We start from the raw sequence: 21080 nt of genomic DNA on the forward strand, positions 1-21080 counted from the left end.
AATTCAGCTTATGGCCCGTATTTTTTTCGCTCTCCTGATTTTGCTGACTTCGGTTTCTTGTCAAACAGAAGCTAAAAAGGTGCCGGTAGATCTATTGGTAGTGGCTAAGCAGATTTACCTGAAAGCAGGTGAGACCGCCCAGGCCATGGTGATTAAAGATGGTAAGGTTTGGGCTACGGGCAGCCAGAAAGAATTAGAGTCGGCTTATAAGCCACAAGCAGTCAAGGTTTTTGAGGGCATGTATATCTACCCGGGTTTTAATGATGCCCATGCGCATTTTCTCGGCTATGCTCGCAGTTTAGGGAGGGTGAATTTAGTAGCTACCCAATCCTGGCAAGAATGCTTGGAGCGTTTGCAGAATTTTGCTGAAAAGAATCCCAATGATTTTCTCTTAGGTCGAGGTTGGGATCAGAATGATTGGGAGAGTAAGGAATTCCCCGATCGAAAAGCTTTGGACTCACTTTATCCCCATACCCCGGTTCTATTGAAGCGAATCGACGGACATGCGGCTATTGCCAATCAAGCAGCTTTGGACTATGCCGGGATTAATGCATCAACGACCGTGGCAGGAGGGACTATTGATATAGTAAAGGGCATCTTAATCGATAATGCAGTAGACCTTATTGAAGAACCTGCAAACGATCCGGAGCGAGATAAAGAATTGATCTTAAAAGCCCAGGAGTTTTGCGTACATGCTGGCTTAACTTCCATCACCGATGCGGGTCTTAAAAAGAAGGATATTCAAATTTTACAGGACCTAAGTGAGAGTGGTGAATTAAAGCTGCGCCTCAATGTAATGGTCTCAGATGATTCAGCTTCTTTGGCCTATTATTTTGCCAGAGGGCCTATTGAAGAGCCGCGTTTTAGGTTAAAAACGGTGAAGTTTTATTTGGATGGCGCTTTGGGTTCTCGTGGAGCTTTATTGTTGAATTCTTATGCAGATGATCCCGGTAATTATGGTCTGCAATTAAAGCCCACCAATTACTTTTTAGAGATGGCCGATTCCTTGAGTCATCAGAAGTGGCAAATGGCCATTCATGCCATTGGCGATTCGGCCAACCGCTTAGCCACGCAAATCTTTGGCGTGGGGTATTTACATAATCGCAATCACCGTTGGCGGATCGAACATGCGCAAGTTGTGCATCCTAAGGATCTGGAAGATATGAAGGCCTTGGGCGTAATTCCTTCAATACAGCCTACCCATGCCACCTCAGATATGTATTGGGCGGAGGAAAGGCTGGGGCCTGAAGCCATTCAGTATGCTTATCGTGCACAAAGCTTTTTAGATCAGGGATTGGTTTTACCCTTGGGAACCGATTTTCCGGTAGAGGATATTAATCCCCTCAATACTTTTAGAGCAGCCCGTTTTCGCGTAGATGCCAATGCCTATCCACAAGGGGGCTTTAGAGCCGAAGAAGCCCTAAGCTTTGATGAAGCCTTAAAAGGCATGACTTGGTCTGGAGCTTATGCCAGTTTTGAAGAAGAAGTGAAAGGATTATTGGAGCGCGGTTATTATGCTGATTTCATTGTGATGGATCGCGATTTGAAAAAGCTAAAGGCCGATGAGTTTTCCAATCTGGAAGTAAAGGCAACTGCTATTAATGGTGAATTTCTCTACAGTCTCTAATGGCAAATTGGTCCTATCGCATTCGGAATGGGGCTGTTAAGATCCTCTGTACTTTGGATTATTGGCTTAAGCCTAAGCAGCGTAATGGGCAAATAGCCCTGCATGCTATGTTTAAGGATGAGGCTCCCTTTTTAGCAGAGTGGATCGAGTATCATCTTTCGCAAGGGATCAAGCATATTTATTTGACCAATGATAAGAGCAGTGATCATTGGCAAGAGGTGCTAAAGCCCTATCTGGAAGCGGGATTAGTGGAAGTCGAAAACAGTATAAATCATCCTGATTTTTATACCCGCGAGGAATACCATAAAAAGCGCATTTCGGCGAAAGCCGCCAAAAAATACGAATGGATTGCTTTTTTAGACAGTGATGAGTTTTGGTACTGCGAAGAGGGTTATGCCTCGGTCTTGAAGAATGTTCCTGGCAATGCTTCGGGATTGGTTTTCAATTGGCTGATATATGGCACGGCGCATCAAGAGGATTTGGCAGAAGGCGAATGGATGTTGGAAAAACTGAATCGTCGTTTCCCGGATGGGCATGAAGAGAACCAGCAAGTTAAGACTGTAATTCGCTCAGGATACGGCGCACACTTTTTCAATAAGAATCCACATTATCCCAATTATTCGCCTTGGGCTCCTTTGTATTGGAGTGATGGAGAGAGATTTCGTCCGGGACAAAAACGGGTTTTAATTGAGCCCGGCCACATTAAACATTATTGGTACCGTACCGAAGCATTTTTTAAACGGGTAAAACGCGGGCGCAGAGCTTTTTTTGATGGAAAGGAGCGCCCGGCTATTTTAGAGGATTGGCATTATCGACGGTCCAATGCAGTATATGATCCCTTTCCCGAAAAGGCTTTACAGGACTTGAAAAACTTCCATCAAAAATTCCAGGATCAATAGGCCTGAATTCTCAGATAGAATAGCTCGATATCATTGGTGTCTGCTTAACATTTATAGCTTTTTCCGCTATATTTAGCATCCACAAGATTTTGCAGGAATATATGAAAGGAGATACGCCGACTCGATTATTTGATTTCCCACGCTTTCAATTGAATAATAAGCCTTTAGCGGATTCACTAGCCACAAAGGTAGATGGGAAGTGGAAAAAGATATCCACCCAGGAATATGTTGATATGAGTGATCAATTTGGCCGAGCGCTGATTGAAGCTGGTCTGCAACCGGGTGATAAAGTAGCAGTCGCATCTACGAATAACCGTTGGGAATGGAATATTCTCGATATCGGTACCCTGCAAGCCGGCTGCGTAGATGTGCCGGTTTATCCCACTATTTCGGAAGATGATTATGAGTATATCTTTAATGATGCAGGCGTAAAGCTGGTTTTCGTTTCAGATTTAGCGCTCTATGAAAAGATCATTCACATTAAAGATAAGGTAGCAGGTCTGGCTGAAATCTACACCTTTGATCAGGTGCCGAATGCGCCTAATTGGATGGATTTTATGGCCATGGGGGAAAGTAATACCCATCAAGAGGTTTTGGAGCAGCGTATGAAGGCTGTGAAAACGGAAGATTTGGCGACCCTAATTTATACTTCTGGAACTACAGGACGACCTAAAGGGGTGATGCTCTCCCACCAGAATATTGCCTCGAATAGCTTGGATTCCTTTCCGCGCATTCCCACTAAGGGCGATAATGAATTGGCATTAAGTTTCTTGCCGCTCTGCCACGTGTACGAGCGTATGCTGATTTACCTCTACTGCTATGCCTGTGTGCCTATTTACTATGCAGAAAGCATGGATAGTATTGGGGATAATATCCGCGAATTAAAACCCACTATTTTCACTGCCGTACCTCGCTTATTAGAAAAGATTTACGACCGTATTGTAGCCAAAGGCTCTGAACTGACCGGGATTAAGAAGAAGCTCTTCTTTTGGGCCATTGAACTGGGCGAAGAATATGAGCTCACCGGAAAAGGGGGCCTGTATAAAATGAAGTTGGCTATTGTTCGGAAGCTGATTTTCAGCAAATGGATGGAAGCCCTGGGTGGTAGAGTGAAGGCTATTGCCAGTGGTTCAGCCGCTTTAAACCCACGTTTGATTCGCATATTCTCAGCGGCCGGGGTGAATATCCAGGAAGGCTACGGTTTAACGGAGACATCACCAGTAATTTCGGTGAATGGTCCGGATGTAGATCAAAAGCGCATTGGTACGGTAGGTCGCCTAATTCGCAATGTAGAAGTGAAGATTGCCGAGGATGGTGAAATTCTATGTAAAGGTCCTAATGTTATGTTGGGCTATTACAATAAGCCGGAAGCTACCGCCGAGGTGTTAAGTGAAGATGGCTGGTTCCATACCGGCGACATCGGCGAATTTGTAGATGGTGACTTCTTGAAAATTACCGATCGTAAGAAAGAGATTTTCAAGACCAGTGGTGGGAAATATATTGCTCCTCAGTTAATGGAGACTCGTTTTAAGGAAAGCCACTTTATTGAGCAAATCATGGTGATTGGTGAGGGTGAGAAGCATCCTGCTGCCATCGTTCAGCCTGATTTTGAATTCTTAAAGTCCTATTGCAAACGCAAGGGATTGGACTATGGTTCCGATAAAGAAGTAATCCAGAACGAGAAGATTAAAGCCCGGATTTTCCAGGATGTAGAAGCGATTAATCGCCACTTCGGGAAATGGGAGCAGGTGAAGAAAATAGAGTTGAGCGATCATGCCTGGACAGTAGATTCGGGTGAATTAACGCCAACCATGAAATTAAAACGTCGTATCGTGCAGTCCCTGCATCAAGATCATTACGAGCGTATCTACGGACATAAACCTGGTAAATAGTGCATTCTATTCGAGTTGTCCTTTTAATGGCTTTGGTTTTTGTAGGCTTGGAAGCCTGTTCTCAGGTAGGTGAAAAATTGAGCATTCAAGAGGCGGAGCATCATTACCTGGGGCAGTTATTTAAGAATGGCATTCCTAATTCTGGTTGGCTGGTCGAAAATGTAGCCGTTTCGGATACTTGGGATGAAATGCAAATAGCCTAGAAAGATTCGGCCAGTGGAGCCATCAAAGCCTTTCATTATCTGCGAGATGGTGATTTCGTTTTAGTTGAAGAACAAAGTTTGGATGAGTCTGAAATGCAGGCCATGCAAGCCAAAGCTGAATCATTGGGAACTAAGGGCCGAAATCTAGCAGTGCCCAATCAGCAAGCGCGAATATTCCTGCCCTTATCCATTGCAGGCTTTTCTTTCAATCAATTGATGAGCGATTCTGTGGAGCTTCCTGCATGGAACCTTGTTGATTGTGATCGACCTCGAAATGCCGTTTTTTGTTTTAGCAAGGGGAGAAAGAAAGTGGAGATTGGCACTTTTGGAAAGCGTAATCTTCGGATTCGACGAATTAATATAGTTGGTATCAGTCTGGATTCCGCTCGCTACTATTTAGATGAAATAGTGCGGGATCTGCAAGTAGAGCCAGACTATATAAACTGGACATATTTTAGCAAGGAGCCTTCTCCAGGTTGGAACGGTTTTGCCAAAGGGGATTTGACGAGTTTATTGGTGCTTTTCGAGCAAACTTATCCGGGCTTCAGGTTGCATTTTGTGTATCGCCCATTAAACAAGGAACTTGAGATTAAGCTGGAGAATACTCGACCAGACTATGGGCGCAAGATGCGATTTACTAGAAACTGCGTCCATGGCCCAGATTCGGATCATGCTTGTGAATTCCTTAGCTATTCCGAGCTTTTAGCTAAATAAGGTTCAGTAGGTTGAATCCTTTTTTGCGCTTCGCTAATATTAGGATAAGTCTGAAAATTTCCGCTTTTTCTGGGCGAAATAGGCCCAAATGATACTCTTTGGATAAAGGCCTTTCATGTTTTTAAAGGGCTCTTGCTTTCGCTTGATGCGCTCTCGATAAAGTTCGGTGAACATTCCATAAAAAGCGAAATGAGCCCTAACAATTGCCCAAACATGAGATAGTTTGCCTTGACTTAAAAGGCGCAATCCTGCTAATCCATCCAGGAGCAAGCGACTGAAGATAATTCGCATGGATTCCCAATGCGGAAGGTTAAGGAAGAGGATGATCAGGTTATTGCGAAAATTGAGATAGGTTTTCTTCGGTGAGGCCGCTTCCAAAGTTGCTCCTCCTAAGTGATAGACCACACTGGCGGGTTCCACCGCAACCTTCCAGCCTTGGATTTGCATTTTCCAACAGAGGTCAATTTCCTCCATATGTGCAAAGAGGGTAGCGTATAAACCGCGCACCTCATTGAAGGCAGTTTTGCGCACCGCGAGACAGGCTCCGGTGGCCCAAAAACATTCCTGATAGTCGTTGTATTGCCCTTCATCACTTTCCAAATCATCGAAGAGGCGACCTCTGCAAAAGGCATAACCCAGGCTATCCATATAACCACCGCTGGCTCCGGCGTATTCAAATTTGGAGCGATCCTTTAGGTCGAGAATCTTGGGTTGCAAGGCGCCCAATTTAGGTTCTGTTGCAAATCGTGCTGCGATAGGCTCCAGCCAATTGGGAGTGGATTCAATATCCGAATTGATTAATACCACTAAATCTTCTTCTAACTGCGCAATGGCTTTATTATAACCACCAGCATAGCCATAATTGTCGTCGAGTTTCAAGATCTCTACTTCGGGAAGCTTTTCCTGGGTCCAGCTAATACTATTATCTGAGCTGGCATTATCTATCAGATACACTTTTCCGAGGCCTTTCGAGTCAGCCACCAATTTGGGTAGGTAGCGCTCTAGTAAAGATTGGCCATTCCAGTTGAGAACTGCTACGGCGATTGTATCAGGCATATTTCCAGCGTTTATGGCTCCATAGCCAATTAGGAGGATCGGATTGAATGAGTTTTTCCAGGGCTTTTACATGGGTGTCAGTTACCACATGAGGCTCTCGATCTTGGGTATTCTCAAAAAGCAAATGCCCCTCAATTTCATAGTAACCACGCTTCACGCGATGGATATCGATAAAGACCACCGCTAAGTCACATTTGCGACTAAGGTTCTCAACGCCTAAGTGCACAGGAGTATCTTGATGTAAAAATTGGGTTCGGTATTTTATTTTTCCTCGATGTGGACTTTGATCGGCCATAAAAACATAGAGGGGGCGAGGGTCGGAATTGTTTAACATGAAGGGATAAGTATCCTCCATTTTGAAGAGCTTTAAACCGAATTGCTCCCGGATCTTAACGATCAGTTTATTGAAGCGAGGGTTTTTCAAAGGATGGTAAACCGCGAAGCAATTTTGGGGTACTACCAAGGGAATGCTCATGGCAGTCCATTCGAAATTGGTATGATGCCCCATTACCATTATCAATCCGCGATTTTGATCGTAGATATTTTGGAAAACCTCTGGATTGCGAAGTACAAATCGCTTGCGCATGGTTTTCTCAGAAACGCTCAGGCTTTTAAATGACTCTACCAAGATGTCACTGAAATTGCGGTAAAAGCGGCGGCGAATACCTTTAATTTCGGCCTCATCTTTCTCAGGAAAGGAACGCTTTAAGTTGCCATCAATAACTTCCTGACGGTATTTTAAAACTTTTGACATCAGCCAGGCGAGGAAATCGCTTAGGCGATACAAAAGGAAAAAGGGCATATAGGAAAGCAAGCGCCCAAAAGCCAGCGCCAGATAATATCCAATCATGCCGCAAATTTAGCGGTTTCTCTGATCGGCGCCGGTAGTTCCGAGGATGATGTTTTGGTTAGCACGACTTCCGAACTCTCTTTCATTGGGATCATTACCCGGATCGATGGTGCCTGGACCGCCATAAGCGCGGAAGTAAAGCTCCTGTTTCCAGTCAGGACTATTGATTTCGCCAATAGCGGTGGAATGGATCAATTTGAAGATTTGGGTAGATGGCTCAAACTCTCCAAAAATGAAAATCTTATTGTTTTGAGGCACCGCATAAGCTGTGGTAACATTGTCGTATTGCCAGATAATATAGGGAGGCATATTAGGCTCCATGTCTCGTCTCTCTACTTGACTGGGTTTACCGTACATCAACCAAACCCGACCGCGATCCGTTTTATAGCCTTTGCTGAGTCCGGAGGTGAATAATTTATTAGCCACCAGGATTTCCTTATGGTAATCTTCCCAAGCTTCTTTTGGGGCTAATGGTTTGCGATTTTCCCAAAAAGCGAAGAAGTATTTTTTCATCAATTCTTCATCTGCGGAAGCGAGTAGGTTTTCCTGAATTCTTTGTTCGCGTTCGCTGGAAATAGGGTAGAGGTAATCCATAAATTTCACAATCGAATCCAAATTGCCTAATTGATCTACCCAAGATCCGCTAACTGCACGATCTTCGAAGGAACCAGCAATGATTTCTCTTTCATCGCCACGACGGTAGAAGAAGTTGTCCTGCTTGATGATTTTCTCTCCCTTGGAGTCGATGGCCTCAATTACCAATAAGTAATTTCCACTAGGGAGTTTGCTAATATCAATTTGACCCAGAATAGGATTTACAACACTGGCCTTTGCGCGTTGAAAACCTCCGAATTGCGAAAGCACTCGTCCATCTGCTTCATTTTGGAGGTAGTAGCGAATTAGGAAACTTTCATCGGCCCCTAATTTTTCATCCAGATTATAGAGCTCATTGTAAAAGGCTAATCGATTAAGACCTTGCGGAATAAAAGGGGTGCCGGTGCTGATAATAGGGTACATGGCATAACCGGAGCGAGTGTAGGCGGCTTTTAAGTTTTCAGTGGCAGGCTTAAAGTCCTCCAAATAAACTACCTGAGAATGATCAGGGAAGTTTTTAGTAATGGTGAGTTGTAATGGACGGTCGATATGATAATCTTCTTCGGCATCGTTTATATCCTGAATATCCATTTTGAGGCGATATTTTCCTTTGTTGAGGAAGAAACGCTTTTGATGATAGAGTAGTTCTTGCAGATTAGCGGTGTCCTTATAGGCGGGGCTTAGGATGCGGAAACGATCGGCACTCACTACTGAATCTCCTTTGTAAACAGCGATAGTTACTTCCAGTCCACCTAAAAAGCTTCCATTTGCTTGTTTTAGATAATCGAGGCTTTCACTACCAATACCAAAATTTATTTCGATGTAGTTTTCACGTTCTCCGGTCATGAATTCATTGAGGGAGATGTAAAGATTGGTGGTTTTGGCCTGTAAAAGGGAGGAAGACAGGAGGATGAGAAGTAGAAAACGCCGCATAAAATTGAGTTTTGACCAATGATCTACGAAGATAGACGTAAAAAGAAGCAAATGGTTGTTTGCTCGGGCTAAAAAAATTTTACATTTGCAGCCCAAATTTCAGAAACCTGGTCAATCCAGTTTCTAAGGAGAGATGGCAGAGTGGTCGAATGCGGCGGTCTTGAAAACCGTTGAGGGTCACACCTCCGGGGGTTCGAATCCCTCTCTCTCCGCATAGATACAGTAACAAATTGTATCAAAATGCTCAAAACCAAGGTTTTGGGCATTTTTTTTTGCTTTCAACCTGTATCAAAAAACACCGTTTTGTACCCCTTTTGGGTTGCTTAGCGGCTTGCTTTTTTTCAAAACCCAAAAAAGCAAGCCAGCAATGTGACAAAACGATACATAATGATACGAAAATCAAATAGTTACGATTGGTTTTTTAGGTCGAAGTTTGGCACTTTTGAAAATGAAATGGAGGGCTTAATGAACATTAAGTCGTATGTTAAACGAAAGGTCAAATTACTCGCTGGTGTTTTACATCAGCCGCACTCGTCCAAAGAAAAATGGTGAGTGTCCAATCTATCTGAAGATCAACATTAATGGGGGAAAAGCCAGTTTTCCCATCAAGCGCCATGTCCTTCCGGAACAGTGGTCAGCAGAGAAAAGTTGCATGAAGGGACGTTCCCAGGAGGCACAAACCTTCAATAAGTACCTTGACGCTATTAGATTGAGGGCTAACAAGTTATACAATGAATTGCTTGTAAGTTATGCGGAGGTAACTGCACCGATGCTTAAAGATGCTATTCTGGGTACTAATTCAGCCCGTCCTAAGACCATTATCACCGTTTGGGATGATCACGTAGAGAAGCTCAAATCACTGGTTGGCAAGGAATGCACCTATCCAACCATGCAGAAGTATCGCACGGCTAGAAATCACTTCCAGGAGTTCCTCAAAAAGAAGTATCGGGTTCACGATGTTAGTGTCAAACGTGTGGATCACGAGATGATCGAGGCTTTTGAACATTTCCTTAAAACAGAGAAAGGGTGTAACTACAACACTAGCATCAAGTTTCTTCAAAACCTCAAGAGGATTACTACTATTTGTATCAGTAACGGCTGGCTGGTGAAGAACCCCTTCATGAATAAGAGTCTCTCATTAAAAGAGGTAGCACGTCCCTACTTGAATGAAGAAGAGCTCAACCGACTGATGGGACTTGAAATCAAAATGGATCGTTTAGATCGTGTGAGAGACTTCTTCTTGTTTGCTTGTTTCACTGGCCTCTCTTATGCCGATGTAAAGAAGCTCACTCGAGAAGAAATCGAATTCACCGAAGATGGCTACTGGATCAAAACCAGAAGACGTAAGACTGGAGGAAAGGCCAATATTCCTCTGCTCGAAGTGCCCTGGAAGATTATCATGAAGTACAATCCACATTTTGAGGAGCTCTTTCCAACTGACAAGGTGCTTCCGGTGATGAGCAACCAAAAGTTGAATGCATACCTGAAAGAGGTGGCCGATTTGGCCGGTATCACGAAGAAGCTGAGTTACCACATTGCTCGACACACTTTTGCGACCACTGTAACCATGTTAAATGGTGTTCCTATTGAAAGTGTGAGTAAGATGCTTGGCCACAAGAATATCACCTCTACGCAACACTACGCGAGAATTATTGACCAGAAGGTATCCGAAGACATGAAGATGCTTTCGAGTCGCTTAGAAAGGAAAATAAATATGAATTGGGCATAATAAAAAAGAGGCCGGTGAGCTCAAGGGCTTACCGGCCATTACTTACTTATGGAAGATACTTTTAAGATTAGATCCTATGGGTTCCAGGAGTTGGCAACCTTGTATTTGCCAAACATTCAACCAAGGAGCGCTTCATTGAGGCTGAGGGCCTGGTTGGAAAGAAATACGGCTCTATACTCTAAGTTGCTAGAATTGGGTTTCTTCAAAGGTTGTAAGATTCTTACTCCCGAAATGGTACGAGAAATTGTCTCAGTAATCGGGGAGCCATAGTTATTACTCTTTCAATTTAGCCTTAATTGGTTCATTTACAATCTCGGCAAATGAAGGAATTGCTCTAATCTTCTTCTTTAGCTTTCGTTGTATTGATTTTAGATCCTCATTCCTTTTGAACTCTTTAGGTAAGTGCTTCAAGATTCTTTTCAGATGAGTGTCGTAGGTTGCTAATAGGTTAAGGTTCTTTAAACTCGACGTAGAAACCAATTTTTCTAATCTTTCGAAACTTTGAAAATCATCTGAGGCTAAAATACCGGAAGTAAGATAAAGCATGTACTCTAAGTTCTCATCGTCTTTATTAGCTTCTAACCTTTGAATATTGCTATCAAACCAATTTTCCAATGGCTTTTGCAAGGTAACAGACCAATAATTGTGCATGAACCACCCTCCCAATATTTGCATTAACCCGTAGGTCGAGAAGTTTTTCCAGAAATCAAAGTGTTCGTCTTGTTCAACTTCTATTTTGTTTACTGCTTTGTAGGTATTCTGAAGCCCTGTTTCAATTCCTTTCTCTCTGGCTTCAATGGGGGTGTTATATAAAGCTTGTAGTAACTTTCCTATACCACCAATATTAGTAATTGTCTCAGAGAGAGTTTGAGGAGAACTATGGCTTAGGATATCATTAAGCAATTGAGGAGCATCCTTACTCATTCCAGCAAAAAAGATCGCCACGTTTTGCCACCAGAGGTCATTAAACTTATCCACAAAAAGGCTTCTATCTGCCTGTCTATGGTGAAATATTTCAAATGCAGTAAAATATTCCTGGAAAGATTGATGCTTGAATTCTATCTCTTCTTTATCATTCAAGTACAATAGGCCAATTTGGTCTAGGAGCTCATTTAGCATTTTGCTAGACTCTAATGACTGCCCTCTTTCCAAAGCATAATCACTTATGAGCTTCTCGACTTCACCTCGAGGCATACTCCTCTTTAGTGAAACATGGAATGACTTGGCGATATGACAAAGAATTCTATGTTTTGCTCCAGACTCGATTAAATCAAAAGAGTCTTGCGCGGTAACCTTTCCAATGAGTAGATTGACAAAATTTTCATAAAGATCTGAGATAGTAGCAGGAATCTCAACCTCTTTTTCATCAAAAAGAATAGTTATCAAGGCAATAGTGAGAGGGGTCTTTGGTAATTTTTCAAGTATCTCGGAATCCTTTAAAGATTTTAATAGTGACTTTGATTTAATGACATTTTCACCAAAATAATTGTAAAGGAATGATTCGACTTGTTCCCTATTCAAATCATTTATTTCTAGATAACGGAAACCCGCTGTTTCACAATTATGAAATAAATAATCAGAGGGACGAGATGAACAAATCACCCTGATCTCTGGAAAGTTTGTCTTGAATTCTCCAATTGCGTCTAATGCTTTCTCTTTTAGGTCTAATTGAGGTAATTCATCTAGTGCATCTATGAAGATGACGCAACTATTAGTCTTGAGTATTTGACTGACATCAATAGACAAGTCTTCAAGCCAGTCCTTACTGAAGAAATACTCTAAAGCCTTTTCTAGGTCAAAACCAGTAGAAGCTACTTCTTTAAAAGTTAGAATAACAGGGTAAAATTCCGTGTGATTTCTGAGCGAATTTTGAGTAATAATCTCATTCGACAATGATTTAAATAAAGTAGATTTACCACTACCAGGCTCACCAATAATTATCGAATTGTCCGGAATGGTGATAATTGTGTTAGATTTTTTTCCAACCCACTTTATTGATCCATCTTCGTTAGTAATCCTCTCACTCAGCTTAGGTTCAATAATGCTGTTTAAGAATTTCTCTGATTTTTTATCATCAATACTCAAAGATTTAACCAATGAATCACTTTTAATCCTTTCTTGAATTCTTTCAACATATTTCTTGTACTGTTTGGAGCCCTGTAACCAATACTTTGGGTAATATTTATCAATAAAATAAACGAGTTTTTCATCATCCCAAAAGTCAATATTCGCCTTCTTTTCAGCATTACCATTGAATATTTTGTTCTTAGCTCCTGATGAAAAGTGCTGGTTAGTAACTACTTTGACTTTGTTAATTGGTATTGTCTTAGTCTGATGTAAGGACTTATACGGATATTCAAAGCATTCGGCTACCTGATCGTCAATTTCCTTGACCACTCCGGCACTTCCACTTACCTTCCCTTTCTTCACTACAAAGGCAATCCAATCCTTTTTGCCCTCTATATCGTCCATCTTGGAGCAGACGAGATCCTTACCATACTCTGGTTCATTTCCCTTTTCATGAGTAATAATCACATCAGAATATCCTAATTCAGGAAGTAGTTCTTCAAGAAGCGTATGGATCTCAGTTTCCTTCTTTATGCTATGCAGATATGCTAATTTCTCTTCTTTATTGGTCATAGGCTGTGAATTCAGGTTAAGTAGGCTGTTATTTAGTTACAAATTGGCGTTTAAAGTAATCTATATTCATTGTTATTACAACAAGTTCATCTCACCATTTTATTTGAAGAAATCTTCGCTTTCACAATCATGTGAAATCATTGAAGATGCAGCACGACCATAGTCTTTCTTTTGCTACTACCGCTTCCGGCATGCTCGGAGGTCTGTCCCGAGCCTTGTCGGAGCAATTTTCCAACACGACCATCACATTTCCAGGTGTCATTGACGTAGCTGCTTATGCAGTGGTCAGTGCTAGTGTGGGCTATTGCGTAAAAGTGGCTATGGATCTCATCTATCAACGATTCCGCAAAGGGAAAGATACAAAGTGAGAAGCGTTCTAGCCATAGGAATTATAGGTGGACTTCTCTATTGGGGGAGTCGAGCACTGAGTGCCAAACGATTGAGTGATAAATCGGTGGTGCGCACACTTAATCCGCGTATTGCGAAGATCACCTTTGCCGGAATAACTTTGGCCACGGATATCTACGTGGACAATCCCACCAATGTCAGTGTCCAAATCACCAAACCGGTGATTACAATCACTACTGGTGGCAAGTATGTCGCTTCTAGTGTTCCTACTCGAGATCAATTTACCATCGCACCCTTAAATCAAACTTCTTTGGGTGTGGCTCAAGTGGAAGTGCCTTGGAGCGCTCTAACCCCCTACATCTCTAATCTGGTAAGCAGAATTCCGGCATTGGTGCGCGGTGGCAACACTAGCATTCAATCCCTCAACCTTCCTCTGGAATACCGCTACTCGGTGTATGTGAACGACATCTTTTACGAATCAACTCCTGAACGACTGGTATGAAAGCACGATTTGAAATAGGATCTATAACCAGCGGTTATCGCACCATTCGTGACGGAAGGAAGTATGATCATTTCTTTCCTAAACCAGAAGTTTCCGATCGAATCATCATTGAAGATGGTGAGGTTGAAGACACCGTTGATTTGATGAAACGTGTGGTTTGGCGATACATCGATGATACCAAAGCCATAGCCCAGCATTTAAAAGGAGAATCTAAAACCCAGACCAGCCAGAATATCTGGGATTTCCTCTACCATCACATACAGTACAAGCTGGATAAACGTGGCCTGGAACAACTAAGACGACCTGCTCGGAGCTGGGCAGATCGCACGGAAGGAATCGATTGTGATTGCTTCTCCATTTTCGCCAGCTCGATCCTCACCAATTTGAAAATCCCTCATTCTTTTCGGATCACCAAATACGGTGGTGACCACTTCCAACATGTGTATGTGGTAGTTCCCAACGGAACCGGAAACATCATCATCGACCCTGTGCTCTCCCGCTTCAACTACGAAAAACCTTTTTCAGAACATAAAGATTTTGATATGAACCTTTCCGGTATAGACGTGGCTGTGCTGAGCGGCCATGATGACGAGCTCAGCGATGTATTACTTGGTTTTCCTGACTTTGATGAATTAGGAAATGCGAGTGAAGAGCAACAGTTGGATGCGATGTATCGCTATTTGGTTTCTACCCGAAATGCAGTAGCAGCAAATCCAAATCACATCGCTCACATCGAGGATCCCCAGGCATTCTTAAAAATGCTGGATTATGCCATTCAGTATTGGTACACCGACAAACGAGACGAAGCGCTTGAAGTACTCGCACAAAATGAAGAGAAACTCAATCTTAAGAATGGATTTTCCGGCTACGAGGATGACTGGGATTGGGATGATGATGCGCTAGGTGCTGCCCGAAGAGGCTTCTTTAAACGCATTGGTGATTTCGCGAAGAAAGTAGGATCAGGCATCAAGAACGTAGCGCAGAAAGTGGGTAAAGCCATCGTCCGCTATAATCCACTAAGCGTAACTGCTCGACTTGGATTCTTAGCTGCCATGAAGCTCAATTTGAAGAAGATGGCTTCTAAGCTTAAATGGGCGTATGCTACTCAATCACAAGCCGCTGCGAAAGGTGTTTCGGCTAATGAGTGGCGTAAGGCTAAAACGGCTCTATCCAAGATTGAAAGTCTTTATGCTGATAAGCTTCAAGGAAAACGAAGCGCATTGAAGGATGCCATTCTAAAAGGACGTGCAGGTGGACTTAACGGGGAACTGCATCCGGATGCCTATGATTTGAGCGGATTGGGTGAACCTATTTCCATGACTGCTGCGGTGGCTGCTGCTACTCCAGTTATTGTAGCTGCCATTAAGATCCTAAAGGACTCCGGTCTATTCTCACCTGGGGAGGATACCTCTACCAATAATCTTCAGGCCGAGGCTGCATCAGCTCAACAAACCTCTAACGTACCAAGCAATGTGAGCATTCCAACAAATGCTCCCTCAATGCCCATCGTGCAAGCCAGTGTTCCTCCCATTGCCCCTCCACAATCTACTGCACCTCCTGCAACGCAGGGGGCATCAGGTGGCGGAATCATGGCTTTTGTCAAGAACAATCCAGCAGTGGCTGCCCTGGGAGCAGGTGCAGTACTCATTGGTGGTTACATGCTGCTAAAACCTAAAAAGAAAACCTCTCGGGGATTATCGGGAACCCGTAAAACTCCCACCAAAAGGACCTCCACAAAACGCAAAAGCACAATCAAAAAAGTAACGCTTAAATAAACATCTCATGAGAACAAAGAAAGTATCAAACAAGGCCATGTTGGGCGAGTTGCGCTCTCTGGCTATGATCAGTGGAGGAATGATCCTCGGTACCATGGGAGGAAAAGCCATCGACAAAGTGTTGAAGGTGGACGATACCCTTCCTGGCTTCCAAGCTAAAAAGTTTGTACGTCCAGCTGCACTTCTTGGCGCAGGCGTACTTGGAAGTCTCAAGCTTAAAAATCAAGATCTCAAAATGCTATCTGCCGGTGTGGGTGCATCAGGTGTGGTTTCTACCGTGAAGGTGGTCTTGAAAAAAGACCTGTTGAGCGGATTGGATGGTACGCCTGAAATCGCGGCTCCAATGACCGTATATCAGGATCCGGTTGTGCACTCCATCGAGTCTTACGAACCCAATCTTCCTGCCTTATCCGCAAGCAGCTATGAGGCTGAGGAACAAACAATAAAATCATACAGCCCTGGCGAGGTTGTAAGCGATTATACGGACGCCGAAATCGAAATCATTTAAACAACGAATCATTATGATGACATTAGGAGAAATCACTCAAAGTGAGTTTACACTTCTCGGCGCAATCAGTGACGAGGAATTGCTTATGGCCTTGGAAGGAGCCACTCCCCAGGCTAAGAAGAAGTTTACCAAGGCGATTCGCCAGTTTGCGCGAAGCCGCAATATGGCACCTAGTAAAGGTTCCAGAGGTGAATTGGAAAAACGTTTGCACCTCTTGCCGCGTGACATCCAGGAAGGATTGGCTCGTAAAACCTTGCAAGCAGTAGATGCCGCTTATTACGTGGTTAAAGATGTTTCTGGATCACGTGTTCAGAAGCTCTTGAAAGATGACGACAACAAGGTGGTTGGTCTGTCCAATATCTCATCAGCTAAGTTGGAAAAAGGCAATTTCTTCATGCTTAGTGGTCTTACCCTCTTATCTGGTGTAGCCGGTGCTGAAGACACCGTTCACGATGTGAATTTCGGAGTGATCCCGGACTATCTACGCAATGGGGAATTTGAATTCATCGCCAATGGTACCAACTTGATTCAGAACGCATCCAACGAGCTGTTCAACACCACTGGTCAAACCATGCCTGTTGGACATTACAGATTGGATAACCCTAAACTGATCAAGGATCAGCAAACCATCGAGTTCAACCTTGAGTGGGGTTCTAATGCACCAGCCGGAACCTACGTAAAGGCCATTCTACGCGGAACCATCATTGTCAAAGCATAAGGTTAGGGTGCCATGAAAGACCACAAGTTCCAAATGATACGCATTGGGGTGCCCCAAGCAGGAGCGACTGTTCGATTTACCGGTGAAACAGAGAAATCCTACAGTCGTATCCGGGGCATTTTCGTGGCCTTACCCGATCCTAAGATAGAATATGGTGCAACCCTGAGTTTTAAGGTTGGAGGGCAAGACGTATTTGATGACGATCACGATGTACGTCTTATTACCTGCGGACAAGGGGTTGCGCCTAATGATAAGTTCTTTCGATTTGAAGAAAAGCTCGAGGCCAGTGGGAATGCCTTTGAAGGCAGATATAGCGACCCTAGCATTGAAGGGGTGAGCTATCCCTACGAGGCCAAAGTGTTTTTGTGGTTAGTGAACGAGGAAGAATGAAAGGGATAGTTAGGCTTAATCGGAGTATTCAGGTGTACCGCCCTAATCAGGTGGTGCCCCTGGATTTCCGTTTATCTGGTGATGCAGCAAAGTGCTTTGGCGTACAGGCAATCGTGGTGGGGCGAATCCCCATGGATAGTCCGGTAATCCCCGTCTTTGGTGAGTATTCATTAGAGTTTGAGGGCAAGAAAATCCATCCGGTCAACTTTACAGTGCCGCTAGTAAGCCAGGAGCATTTTACAGACCAGACGCACCACCGTCCCCAGCTTCTTCCTATTTCCATTCAGCAATTGGAAAACCGTATGGTTACCGGTTTCTACCGTGACCTAGGTATGCAGGACTTTGATCCTGAAACTGCGGAATTCACTCCCTATAAAGTTCGATTCACCTTTCACTGTTACAAAGCATGATTTCTGTTGAATCCATAGGATATGTTGAGCGACTCTTAGCGACTCGTCAGGTGAAAGATTTCTATCTGGATGTCTTTACCCTGGTATTGGATCCATCGCAAAAGAATTTCTACAGCGATGCCAATCGAGGCTACTACTATCTCCTGACTCATGAGCTGCCTCAAGGTACCACCATTGCCAGTGAGACAGCCATTTTGGAAGTAGATGAAAACTGGTCTTCACGAGGGATTACCAAGATCCAGGAGTTTGGTGGTCAACTGGCCATCCATCTTCCTAATCCCGGTGCTCTTTCTCAAGTCGAATTCATTAGAGCCATACCCCGAGCATGAGTGAGCTAGAGAAAAATAGACGCTACAATATCGCTTCAACGATCCGTAAGGCGATTTCTGCCCAACGAACCCTTGGGCATCAGGATATCATGTGTTCAGCATATCTCTCGAAAAGGGGGAAAAAGCTCAATAGCATAGATCGTTCACCTTCTAAGAATTTCACCCGATTAATGCATCAGTACATTCAGTCGGAAGGGCCCGATAAATTGAGGGTTGAGCTTCGAGGCAATGACGATGTGTTGCTCTGGACCAAGACCTTCTCATTTGATGTTGAGCCTACTCCAATGGTGAGTACTCAAACGGATTTTCAGGGTTTGGGTGAGGCTGAGGTAAACGACCTGTTGAATCAGAAGATTGCGGAATTAAGACGCAATGAGGAACTCGAGGAACTTCGAACCGATAATGAGCAACTATCCCATGAAAACGATCAGCTGAAAAAGCAGATCGAGGAAATGGAGGAAGTTGTAGAAGCTAAGAAGAAGGTAGAGTATTACGCTAATATTCTAGGCTTGGCCTTTCCCGGACTTGCTAAAATGCTAAGTGCTACACCACTTGGAAATACCCTGGGAGCCTTAGCTGGAATTGAGGACACCTCTACATCTACTGAAGAATCTGAGAAGACCCAAAGGGAAACGATCATAGAACTCGTGAGCGAATTCATGCAGTCGCTAGATGACGCCCTGCTTGGTCAACTCTACCTGGTATTTATTGAATTGAGCAATAACCCGTCCTTGATTGGAGGGCTCCTTGCTCATTTGACCCAACAAAATGAACAAGCATCATGACCTATCAAAAGACCATTCTCATTAAAGCAAAATCCGATGCTGAGGCTCAGGAAATAGCCACAGCTATGAGCAGTATGTCCGGTCATTTTAACGCCAAGGAATGGACAGCTATCGGTAAGAAATTGGCCAGCAAAGTGATTCAAATGCGAATTCGATTGATGATCTAATGATTCCTGTGCTTCCCATATCAAAAGAGCAGCAACAGAAGATCCTTCGTGGGTTGATGATTGCCGGTGGACTCTATCTGGGCTATCGAGTAACCAGTAAAGCCATTAAGAACATGCGCTCAAGAAACACTTCTGTATTGGCGGATCAAAGCCCTGAAGTGCGACAAGCCATGGGCTTACGCTCAGCCATGAACCCCAGTGGTGTTTCCTGGCTCATGTGGAGTGACGGTACCAATGAAGATGCCATCGCTCAGATTGCATCGCAAATAACCAATCTGGATGCAGTGGCTACCGCTTATCGCAACTTGTATGGGAAGGAACTTATTCAGGATCTGCAAGGAGAGCTTTCCACTGACAAGTTCAACGCATTTCTGCAAACCATCTCGAATAACCGTATCAATAGCAGCAATAGTTCGGGATCTTCTAGCAGTACCGGTTCGAGATCTTCAGGAGCCTATACCGCTCCCCAAAAGATGATTGTTGCCAAGCGCAGCGTGTTCGTTCGGACATCTCCCGATGCCTCCTATCACGGGGCTTGGTATGAGGTGGGTGAAAACAAAAACATCTACAAAACAGCTAGTCCTGGAGAGTTTATTGGCTATGCTACCGGCAAGCAACACTTTGATAGCAAGAACAATGTCAAGTTCATTGAAGTGGCCTTTCGTGTAGGTGCAGGAGCACCTGGAGCATTAGCCTCAAAGATTGGACAGTCTATGCTTTTATGGGTAAGTGCTTCGAGCAATTACGTAGCTCAGTTTACTTCTGAATCCACTCTTGCACAGGCCTATCCCAATGCTCGAAATCAATTGAGCTACATGCTGCCTATTCCAGGGCTGGGTTGGCTATCTGCTCCTGGATCAAGAGTAATTACTACAGAATCAGCCATGGTGCTGGGAGAAAAGTTTGAACCCATCTCGCGAGTTCCCGAATCAGTATTGATCGGATATCCGGTGATGAGCCTGGAAGGAAATGCCATGCACTATACCCTGGTAAGAACCCTGGATGGCACAGACCGATGGATCAATTCTAAACACGTAAGAACTGAATAATGGATAAAGAAACCTTTGTAACCACCTATTTGCCACTGGCTCAAAAAGCCGGTGAGCGCTTTGGCATGAACCCAGCAGTTATCCTGGCACAAGCGGCCATTGAAAGCGGATGGGGCTCAAGTTATGGAGCACGGGTGCGGAAGAATTTCTTTGGTATTACTGCGGCTGGTTCTCCCAATGAATTCTGGGACGGAAGCTACACGGTTGCCAATAACCAGTATCGTTTGAAATTCCGGGTATATCGTACCGCTCAGGATAGCTTCTATGATTTTGCTCGCTTGATTTCTAGTCGCTATAAATCAGCGCATGCAGTCAGTAATGATTCTGCGGCATATGCCCAGGCCATTGCTTACAGCCCCTATATCAGTGAAAACAATGGGGATAATCGTGAGAACTACCGCAAGGGTATCATCAGCACGTTCAACAGTATCTCCACCATCGTAAAAAAAAAGGACTTGAATTTATCCAATCCACCGGAGGACAAGCCATCGGAGCATTGCTCATCTCAGGATTAATCGCTTGGATTTGGATCAGTAAAAGCAAAAAGTAATTATGGCCTTTACCCTCAAAGAACTACGGAGTGGACAAACCAAGACATTCACCTTGAAAGAGGTGTTGAAGTTCTTAGGCGATGCGGTCAATGATGAAATTCTCATTGGCGAAGAGCGCTATCGTATTTCTTCTTGCCAAGAATTGGGTGGTGATGGAAATCCAGCTGCGATACTAATCGATTGGGTGACATTGGAGCTGGTGATTATTGCCAACGGTGAGAATACCTTCTTCTTTCCAGATACCATCATCGACACTGATTCAATCTTCCTTACCGTAAACAATGTGCTTTACCAATACGGACAGAGCTATGATTATCACATACAGGATGATCGATTGTATTGGCATGGCCCTTTTGAATTGGAGACCACCGATCGCGTGATCTTGAAATATCCGTCAACAACTATCTAACA

Annotated in this window: 23 protein-coding genes and 1 tRNA gene; 20 read left to right on the forward strand and 4 right to left on the reverse strand. The window is 43.8% G+C overall.

The window, feature by feature from the left end; genetic code table 11:
- The first annotated feature begins 10 nt into the window (after positions 1–10).
- The 5 genes from H4K34_RS12310 to H4K34_RS12330 all read left to right on the forward strand — a co-directional run bounded on the left by H4K34_RS12310 (position 11) and on the right by H4K34_RS12330 (position 5335).
- Positions 11–1627, forward strand: coding sequence for an amidohydrolase (locus H4K34_RS12310; protein ID WP_210757691.1), 1617 nt, complete (start codon positions 11–13; stop codon positions 1625–1627).
- On the forward strand, positions 1627–2526 hold the full coding sequence (locus H4K34_RS12315) for a glycosyltransferase family 2 protein (protein WP_210757692.1): 900 nt from the start codon (positions 1627–1629) through the stop codon (positions 2524–2526). The genes H4K34_RS12310 and H4K34_RS12315 overlap by 1 nt, the downstream gene beginning before the upstream one ends.
- A 101-nt stretch (positions 2527–2627) precedes the next feature.
- The gene (locus H4K34_RS12320; protein ID WP_210757693.1) at positions 2628–4418 is read left to right on the forward strand and encodes an AMP-dependent synthetase/ligase; all 1791 of its coding nucleotides are present in this window, start codon (positions 2628–2630) and stop codon (positions 4416–4418) included.
- On the forward strand, positions 4418–4621 hold the full coding sequence (locus H4K34_RS12325) for a hypothetical protein (RefSeq protein ID WP_210757694.1): 204 nt from the start codon (positions 4418–4420) through the stop codon (positions 4619–4621). Before H4K34_RS12320 ends, H4K34_RS12325 begins: the two co-directional genes overlap by 1 nt.
- Positions 4622–4699: 78 nt before the next feature.
- Positions 4700–5335 (forward strand): hypothetical protein, encoded by a 636-nt coding sequence (locus H4K34_RS12330; RefSeq protein ID WP_210757695.1) that lies wholly within the window; start codon positions 4700–4702, stop codon positions 5333–5335.
- A 39-nt stretch (positions 5336–5374) separates the two neighbouring features.
- Here the strand turns inward: H4K34_RS12330 and H4K34_RS12335 are convergent, their stop codons facing one another.
- The 3 genes from H4K34_RS12335 to H4K34_RS12345 are packed head-to-tail and all read right to left on the reverse strand — an operon-like array spanning position 5375 to position 8768.
- Positions 5375–6391 carry a glycosyltransferase family 2 protein gene (locus H4K34_RS12335; RefSeq protein WP_210757696.1) on the reverse strand — a complete coding sequence of 339 codons (1017 nt, stop codon included), beginning with the start codon at positions 6389–6391 and terminating at the stop codon, positions 5375–5377.
- Positions 6384–7241, reverse strand: a complete 858-nt coding sequence (locus H4K34_RS12340) for a lysophospholipid acyltransferase family protein (RefSeq protein ID WP_210757697.1) — start codon at positions 7239–7241, stop codon at positions 6384–6386. The genes H4K34_RS12335 and H4K34_RS12340 overlap by 8 nt, the downstream gene beginning before the upstream one ends.
- Before the next feature lie 9 nt (positions 7242–7250).
- Positions 7251–8768: a GWxTD domain-containing protein gene (locus H4K34_RS12345; protein ID WP_210757698.1), complete on the reverse strand. Its 1518-nt coding sequence runs from the start codon at positions 8766–8768 to the stop codon at positions 7251–7253.
- Positions 8769–8895: 127 nt separating this feature from the next.
- On the opposite strand from H4K34_RS12345, the gene H4K34_RS12350 reads away from it, so the two are divergent.
- The 3 genes from H4K34_RS12350 to H4K34_RS18190 all read left to right on the forward strand — a co-directional run bounded on the left by H4K34_RS12350 (position 8896) and on the right by H4K34_RS18190 (position 10767).
- Positions 8896–8980, forward strand: a tRNA-Ser gene (locus tag H4K34_RS12350).
- A 269-nt stretch (positions 8981–9249) separates the two neighbouring features.
- Complete coding sequence (locus H4K34_RS12355) at positions 9250–10497, forward strand: site-specific integrase (protein ID WP_246452112.1); 1248 nt, start codon at positions 9250–9252, stop codon at positions 10495–10497.
- A 48-nt stretch (positions 10498–10545) separates the two neighbouring features.
- On the forward strand, positions 10546–10767 hold the full coding sequence (locus H4K34_RS18190) for a DUF4248 domain-containing protein (protein ID WP_210757700.1): 222 nt from the start codon (positions 10546–10548) through the stop codon (positions 10765–10767).
- 3 nt (positions 10768–10770) lie between these two features.
- Here the strand turns inward: H4K34_RS18190 and H4K34_RS12365 are convergent, their stop codons facing one another.
- The gene (locus H4K34_RS12365; protein ID WP_210757701.1) at positions 10771–13137 is read right to left on the reverse strand and encodes an NACHT domain-containing protein; all 2367 of its coding nucleotides are present in this window, start codon (positions 13135–13137) and stop codon (positions 10771–10773) included.
- Positions 13138–13501: 364 nt separating this feature from the next.
- On the opposite strand from H4K34_RS12365, the gene H4K34_RS12370 reads away from it, so the two are divergent.
- Genes H4K34_RS12370 through H4K34_RS12425 form a run of 12 tightly spaced genes read left to right on the forward strand, consistent with a single transcriptional unit; the run spans position 13502 to position 21078 of the window.
- The gene (locus tag H4K34_RS12370) at positions 13502–13987 is read left to right on the forward strand and encodes a hypothetical protein (RefSeq protein ID WP_210757702.1); all 486 of its coding nucleotides are present in this window, start codon (positions 13502–13504) and stop codon (positions 13985–13987) included.
- Entirely contained in the window at positions 13984–15762 is a 1779-nt protein-coding gene (locus H4K34_RS12375; protein WP_210757703.1) for a hypothetical protein, read from the forward strand. The genes H4K34_RS12370 and H4K34_RS12375 overlap by 4 nt, the downstream gene beginning before the upstream one ends.
- 37 nt (positions 15763–15799) lie before the next feature.
- Entirely contained in the window at positions 15800–16270 is a 471-nt protein-coding gene (locus tag H4K34_RS12380; protein ID WP_210757704.1) for a hypothetical protein, read from the forward strand.
- A gap of 13 nt (positions 16271–16283) precedes the next feature.
- Positions 16284–16988 carry a hypothetical protein gene (locus tag H4K34_RS12385; RefSeq protein ID WP_210757705.1) on the forward strand — a complete coding sequence of 235 codons (705 nt, stop codon included), beginning with the start codon at positions 16284–16286 and terminating at the stop codon, positions 16986–16988.
- A gap of 12 nt (positions 16989–17000) precedes the next feature.
- On the forward strand, positions 17001–17378 hold the full coding sequence (locus H4K34_RS12390; protein WP_210757706.1) for a hypothetical protein: 378 nt from the start codon (positions 17001–17003) through the stop codon (positions 17376–17378).
- Positions 17375–17788, forward strand: coding sequence for a hypothetical protein (locus H4K34_RS12395; protein ID WP_210757707.1), 414 nt, complete (start codon positions 17375–17377; stop codon positions 17786–17788). Before H4K34_RS12390 ends, H4K34_RS12395 begins: the two co-directional genes overlap by 4 nt.
- A complete protein-coding gene (locus H4K34_RS12400) occupies positions 17785–18117 on the forward strand; it encodes a hypothetical protein (protein WP_210757708.1) in 333 nt (110 codons plus the stop codon). The genes H4K34_RS12395 and H4K34_RS12400 overlap by 4 nt, the downstream gene beginning before the upstream one ends.
- Complete coding sequence (locus H4K34_RS12405; protein WP_210757709.1) at positions 18114–18902, forward strand: hypothetical protein; 789 nt, start codon at positions 18114–18116, stop codon at positions 18900–18902. Before H4K34_RS12400 ends, H4K34_RS12405 begins: the two co-directional genes overlap by 4 nt.
- Positions 18899–19069 carry a hypothetical protein gene (locus H4K34_RS12410; RefSeq protein ID WP_210757710.1) on the forward strand — a complete coding sequence of 57 codons (171 nt, stop codon included), beginning with the start codon at positions 18899–18901 and terminating at the stop codon, positions 19067–19069. The genes H4K34_RS12405 and H4K34_RS12410 overlap by 4 nt, the downstream gene beginning before the upstream one ends.
- Positions 19069–20118 carry a hypothetical protein gene (locus H4K34_RS12415; protein ID WP_210757711.1) on the forward strand — a complete coding sequence of 350 codons (1050 nt, stop codon included), beginning with the start codon at positions 19069–19071 and terminating at the stop codon, positions 20116–20118. Before H4K34_RS12410 ends, H4K34_RS12415 begins: the two co-directional genes overlap by 1 nt.
- A complete protein-coding gene (locus H4K34_RS12420; protein WP_210757712.1) occupies positions 20118–20633 on the forward strand; it encodes a glucosaminidase domain-containing protein in 516 nt (171 codons plus the stop codon). Before H4K34_RS12415 ends, H4K34_RS12420 begins: the two co-directional genes overlap by 1 nt.
- 37 nt (positions 20634–20670) lie before the next feature.
- Positions 20671–21078, forward strand: coding sequence for a hypothetical protein (locus H4K34_RS12425; RefSeq protein WP_210757713.1), 408 nt, complete (start codon positions 20671–20673; stop codon positions 21076–21078).
- Positions 21079–21080 lie beyond the last annotated feature (2 nt).

The organism is Croceimicrobium hydrocarbonivorans (assembly GCF_014524565.1).
Classification (GTDB): Bacteria; Bacteroidota; Bacteroidia; order Flavobacteriales; family Schleiferiaceae; genus Croceimicrobium; species Croceimicrobium hydrocarbonivorans.

What these genes read in the sequence shown, in the direction of transcription:
- H4K34_RS12415 (WP_210757711.1), top strand. Translation starts at nt 19,069, where the DNA reads ATGATTCCTGTGCTTCCCATATCAAAAGAGCAGCAACAGAAGATCCTT.
- H4K34_RS12335 (WP_210757696.1), bottom strand. Translation starts at nt 6,391, where the DNA reads ATGCCTGATACAATCGCCGTAGCAGTTCTCAACTGGAATGGCCAATCT.
- H4K34_RS12315 (WP_210757692.1), top strand. Translation starts at nt 1,627, where the DNA reads ATGGCAAATTGGTCCTATCGCATTCGGAATGGGGCTGTTAAGATCCTC.
- H4K34_RS12425 (WP_210757713.1), top strand. Translation starts at nt 20,671, where the DNA reads ATGGCCTTTACCCTCAAAGAACTACGGAGTGGACAAACCAAGACATTC.
- H4K34_RS12375 (WP_210757703.1), top strand. Translation starts at nt 13,984, where the DNA reads ATGAAAGCACGATTTGAAATAGGATCTATAACCAGCGGTTATCGCACC.
- H4K34_RS12365 (WP_210757701.1), bottom strand. Translation starts at nt 13,137, where the DNA reads ATGACCAATAAAGAAGAGAAATTAGCATATCTGCATAGCATAAAGAAG.
- H4K34_RS12385 (WP_210757705.1), top strand. Translation starts at nt 16,284, where the DNA reads ATGATGACATTAGGAGAAATCACTCAAAGTGAGTTTACACTTCTCGGC.
- H4K34_RS18190 (WP_210757700.1), top strand. Translation starts at nt 10,546, where the DNA reads ATGGAAGATACTTTTAAGATTAGATCCTATGGGTTCCAGGAGTTGGCA.
- H4K34_RS12400 (WP_210757708.1), top strand. Translation starts at nt 17,785, where the DNA reads ATGATTTCTGTTGAATCCATAGGATATGTTGAGCGACTCTTAGCGACT.
- H4K34_RS12410 (WP_210757710.1), top strand. Translation starts at nt 18,899, where the DNA reads ATGACCTATCAAAAGACCATTCTCATTAAAGCAAAATCCGATGCTGAG.
- H4K34_RS12320 (WP_210757693.1), top strand. Translation starts at nt 2,628, where the DNA reads ATGAAAGGAGATACGCCGACTCGATTATTTGATTTCCCACGCTTTCAA.
- H4K34_RS12310 (WP_210757691.1), top strand. Translation starts at nt 11, where the DNA reads ATGGCCCGTATTTTTTTCGCTCTCCTGATTTTGCTGACTTCGGTTTCT.
- H4K34_RS12355 (WP_246452112.1), top strand. Translation starts at nt 9,250, where the DNA reads ATGTTAAACGAAAGGTCAAATTACTCGCTGGTGTTTTACATCAGCCGC.
- H4K34_RS12340 (WP_210757697.1), bottom strand. Translation starts at nt 7,241, where the DNA reads ATGATTGGATATTATCTGGCGCTGGCTTTTGGGCGCTTGCTTTCCTAT.
- H4K34_RS12380 (WP_210757704.1), top strand. Translation starts at nt 15,800, where the DNA reads ATGTTGGGCGAGTTGCGCTCTCTGGCTATGATCAGTGGAGGAATGATC.
- H4K34_RS12395 (WP_210757707.1), top strand. Translation starts at nt 17,375, where the DNA reads ATGAAAGGGATAGTTAGGCTTAATCGGAGTATTCAGGTGTACCGCCCT.
- H4K34_RS12345 (WP_210757698.1), bottom strand. Translation starts at nt 8,768, where the DNA reads ATGCGGCGTTTTCTACTTCTCATCCTCCTGTCTTCCTCCCTTTTACAG.
- H4K34_RS12390 (WP_210757706.1), top strand. Translation starts at nt 17,001, where the DNA reads ATGAAAGACCACAAGTTCCAAATGATACGCATTGGGGTGCCCCAAGCA.
- H4K34_RS12420 (WP_210757712.1), top strand. Translation starts at nt 20,118, where the DNA reads ATGGATAAAGAAACCTTTGTAACCACCTATTTGCCACTGGCTCAAAAA.
- H4K34_RS12405 (WP_210757709.1), top strand. Translation starts at nt 18,114, where the DNA reads ATGAGTGAGCTAGAGAAAAATAGACGCTACAATATCGCTTCAACGATC.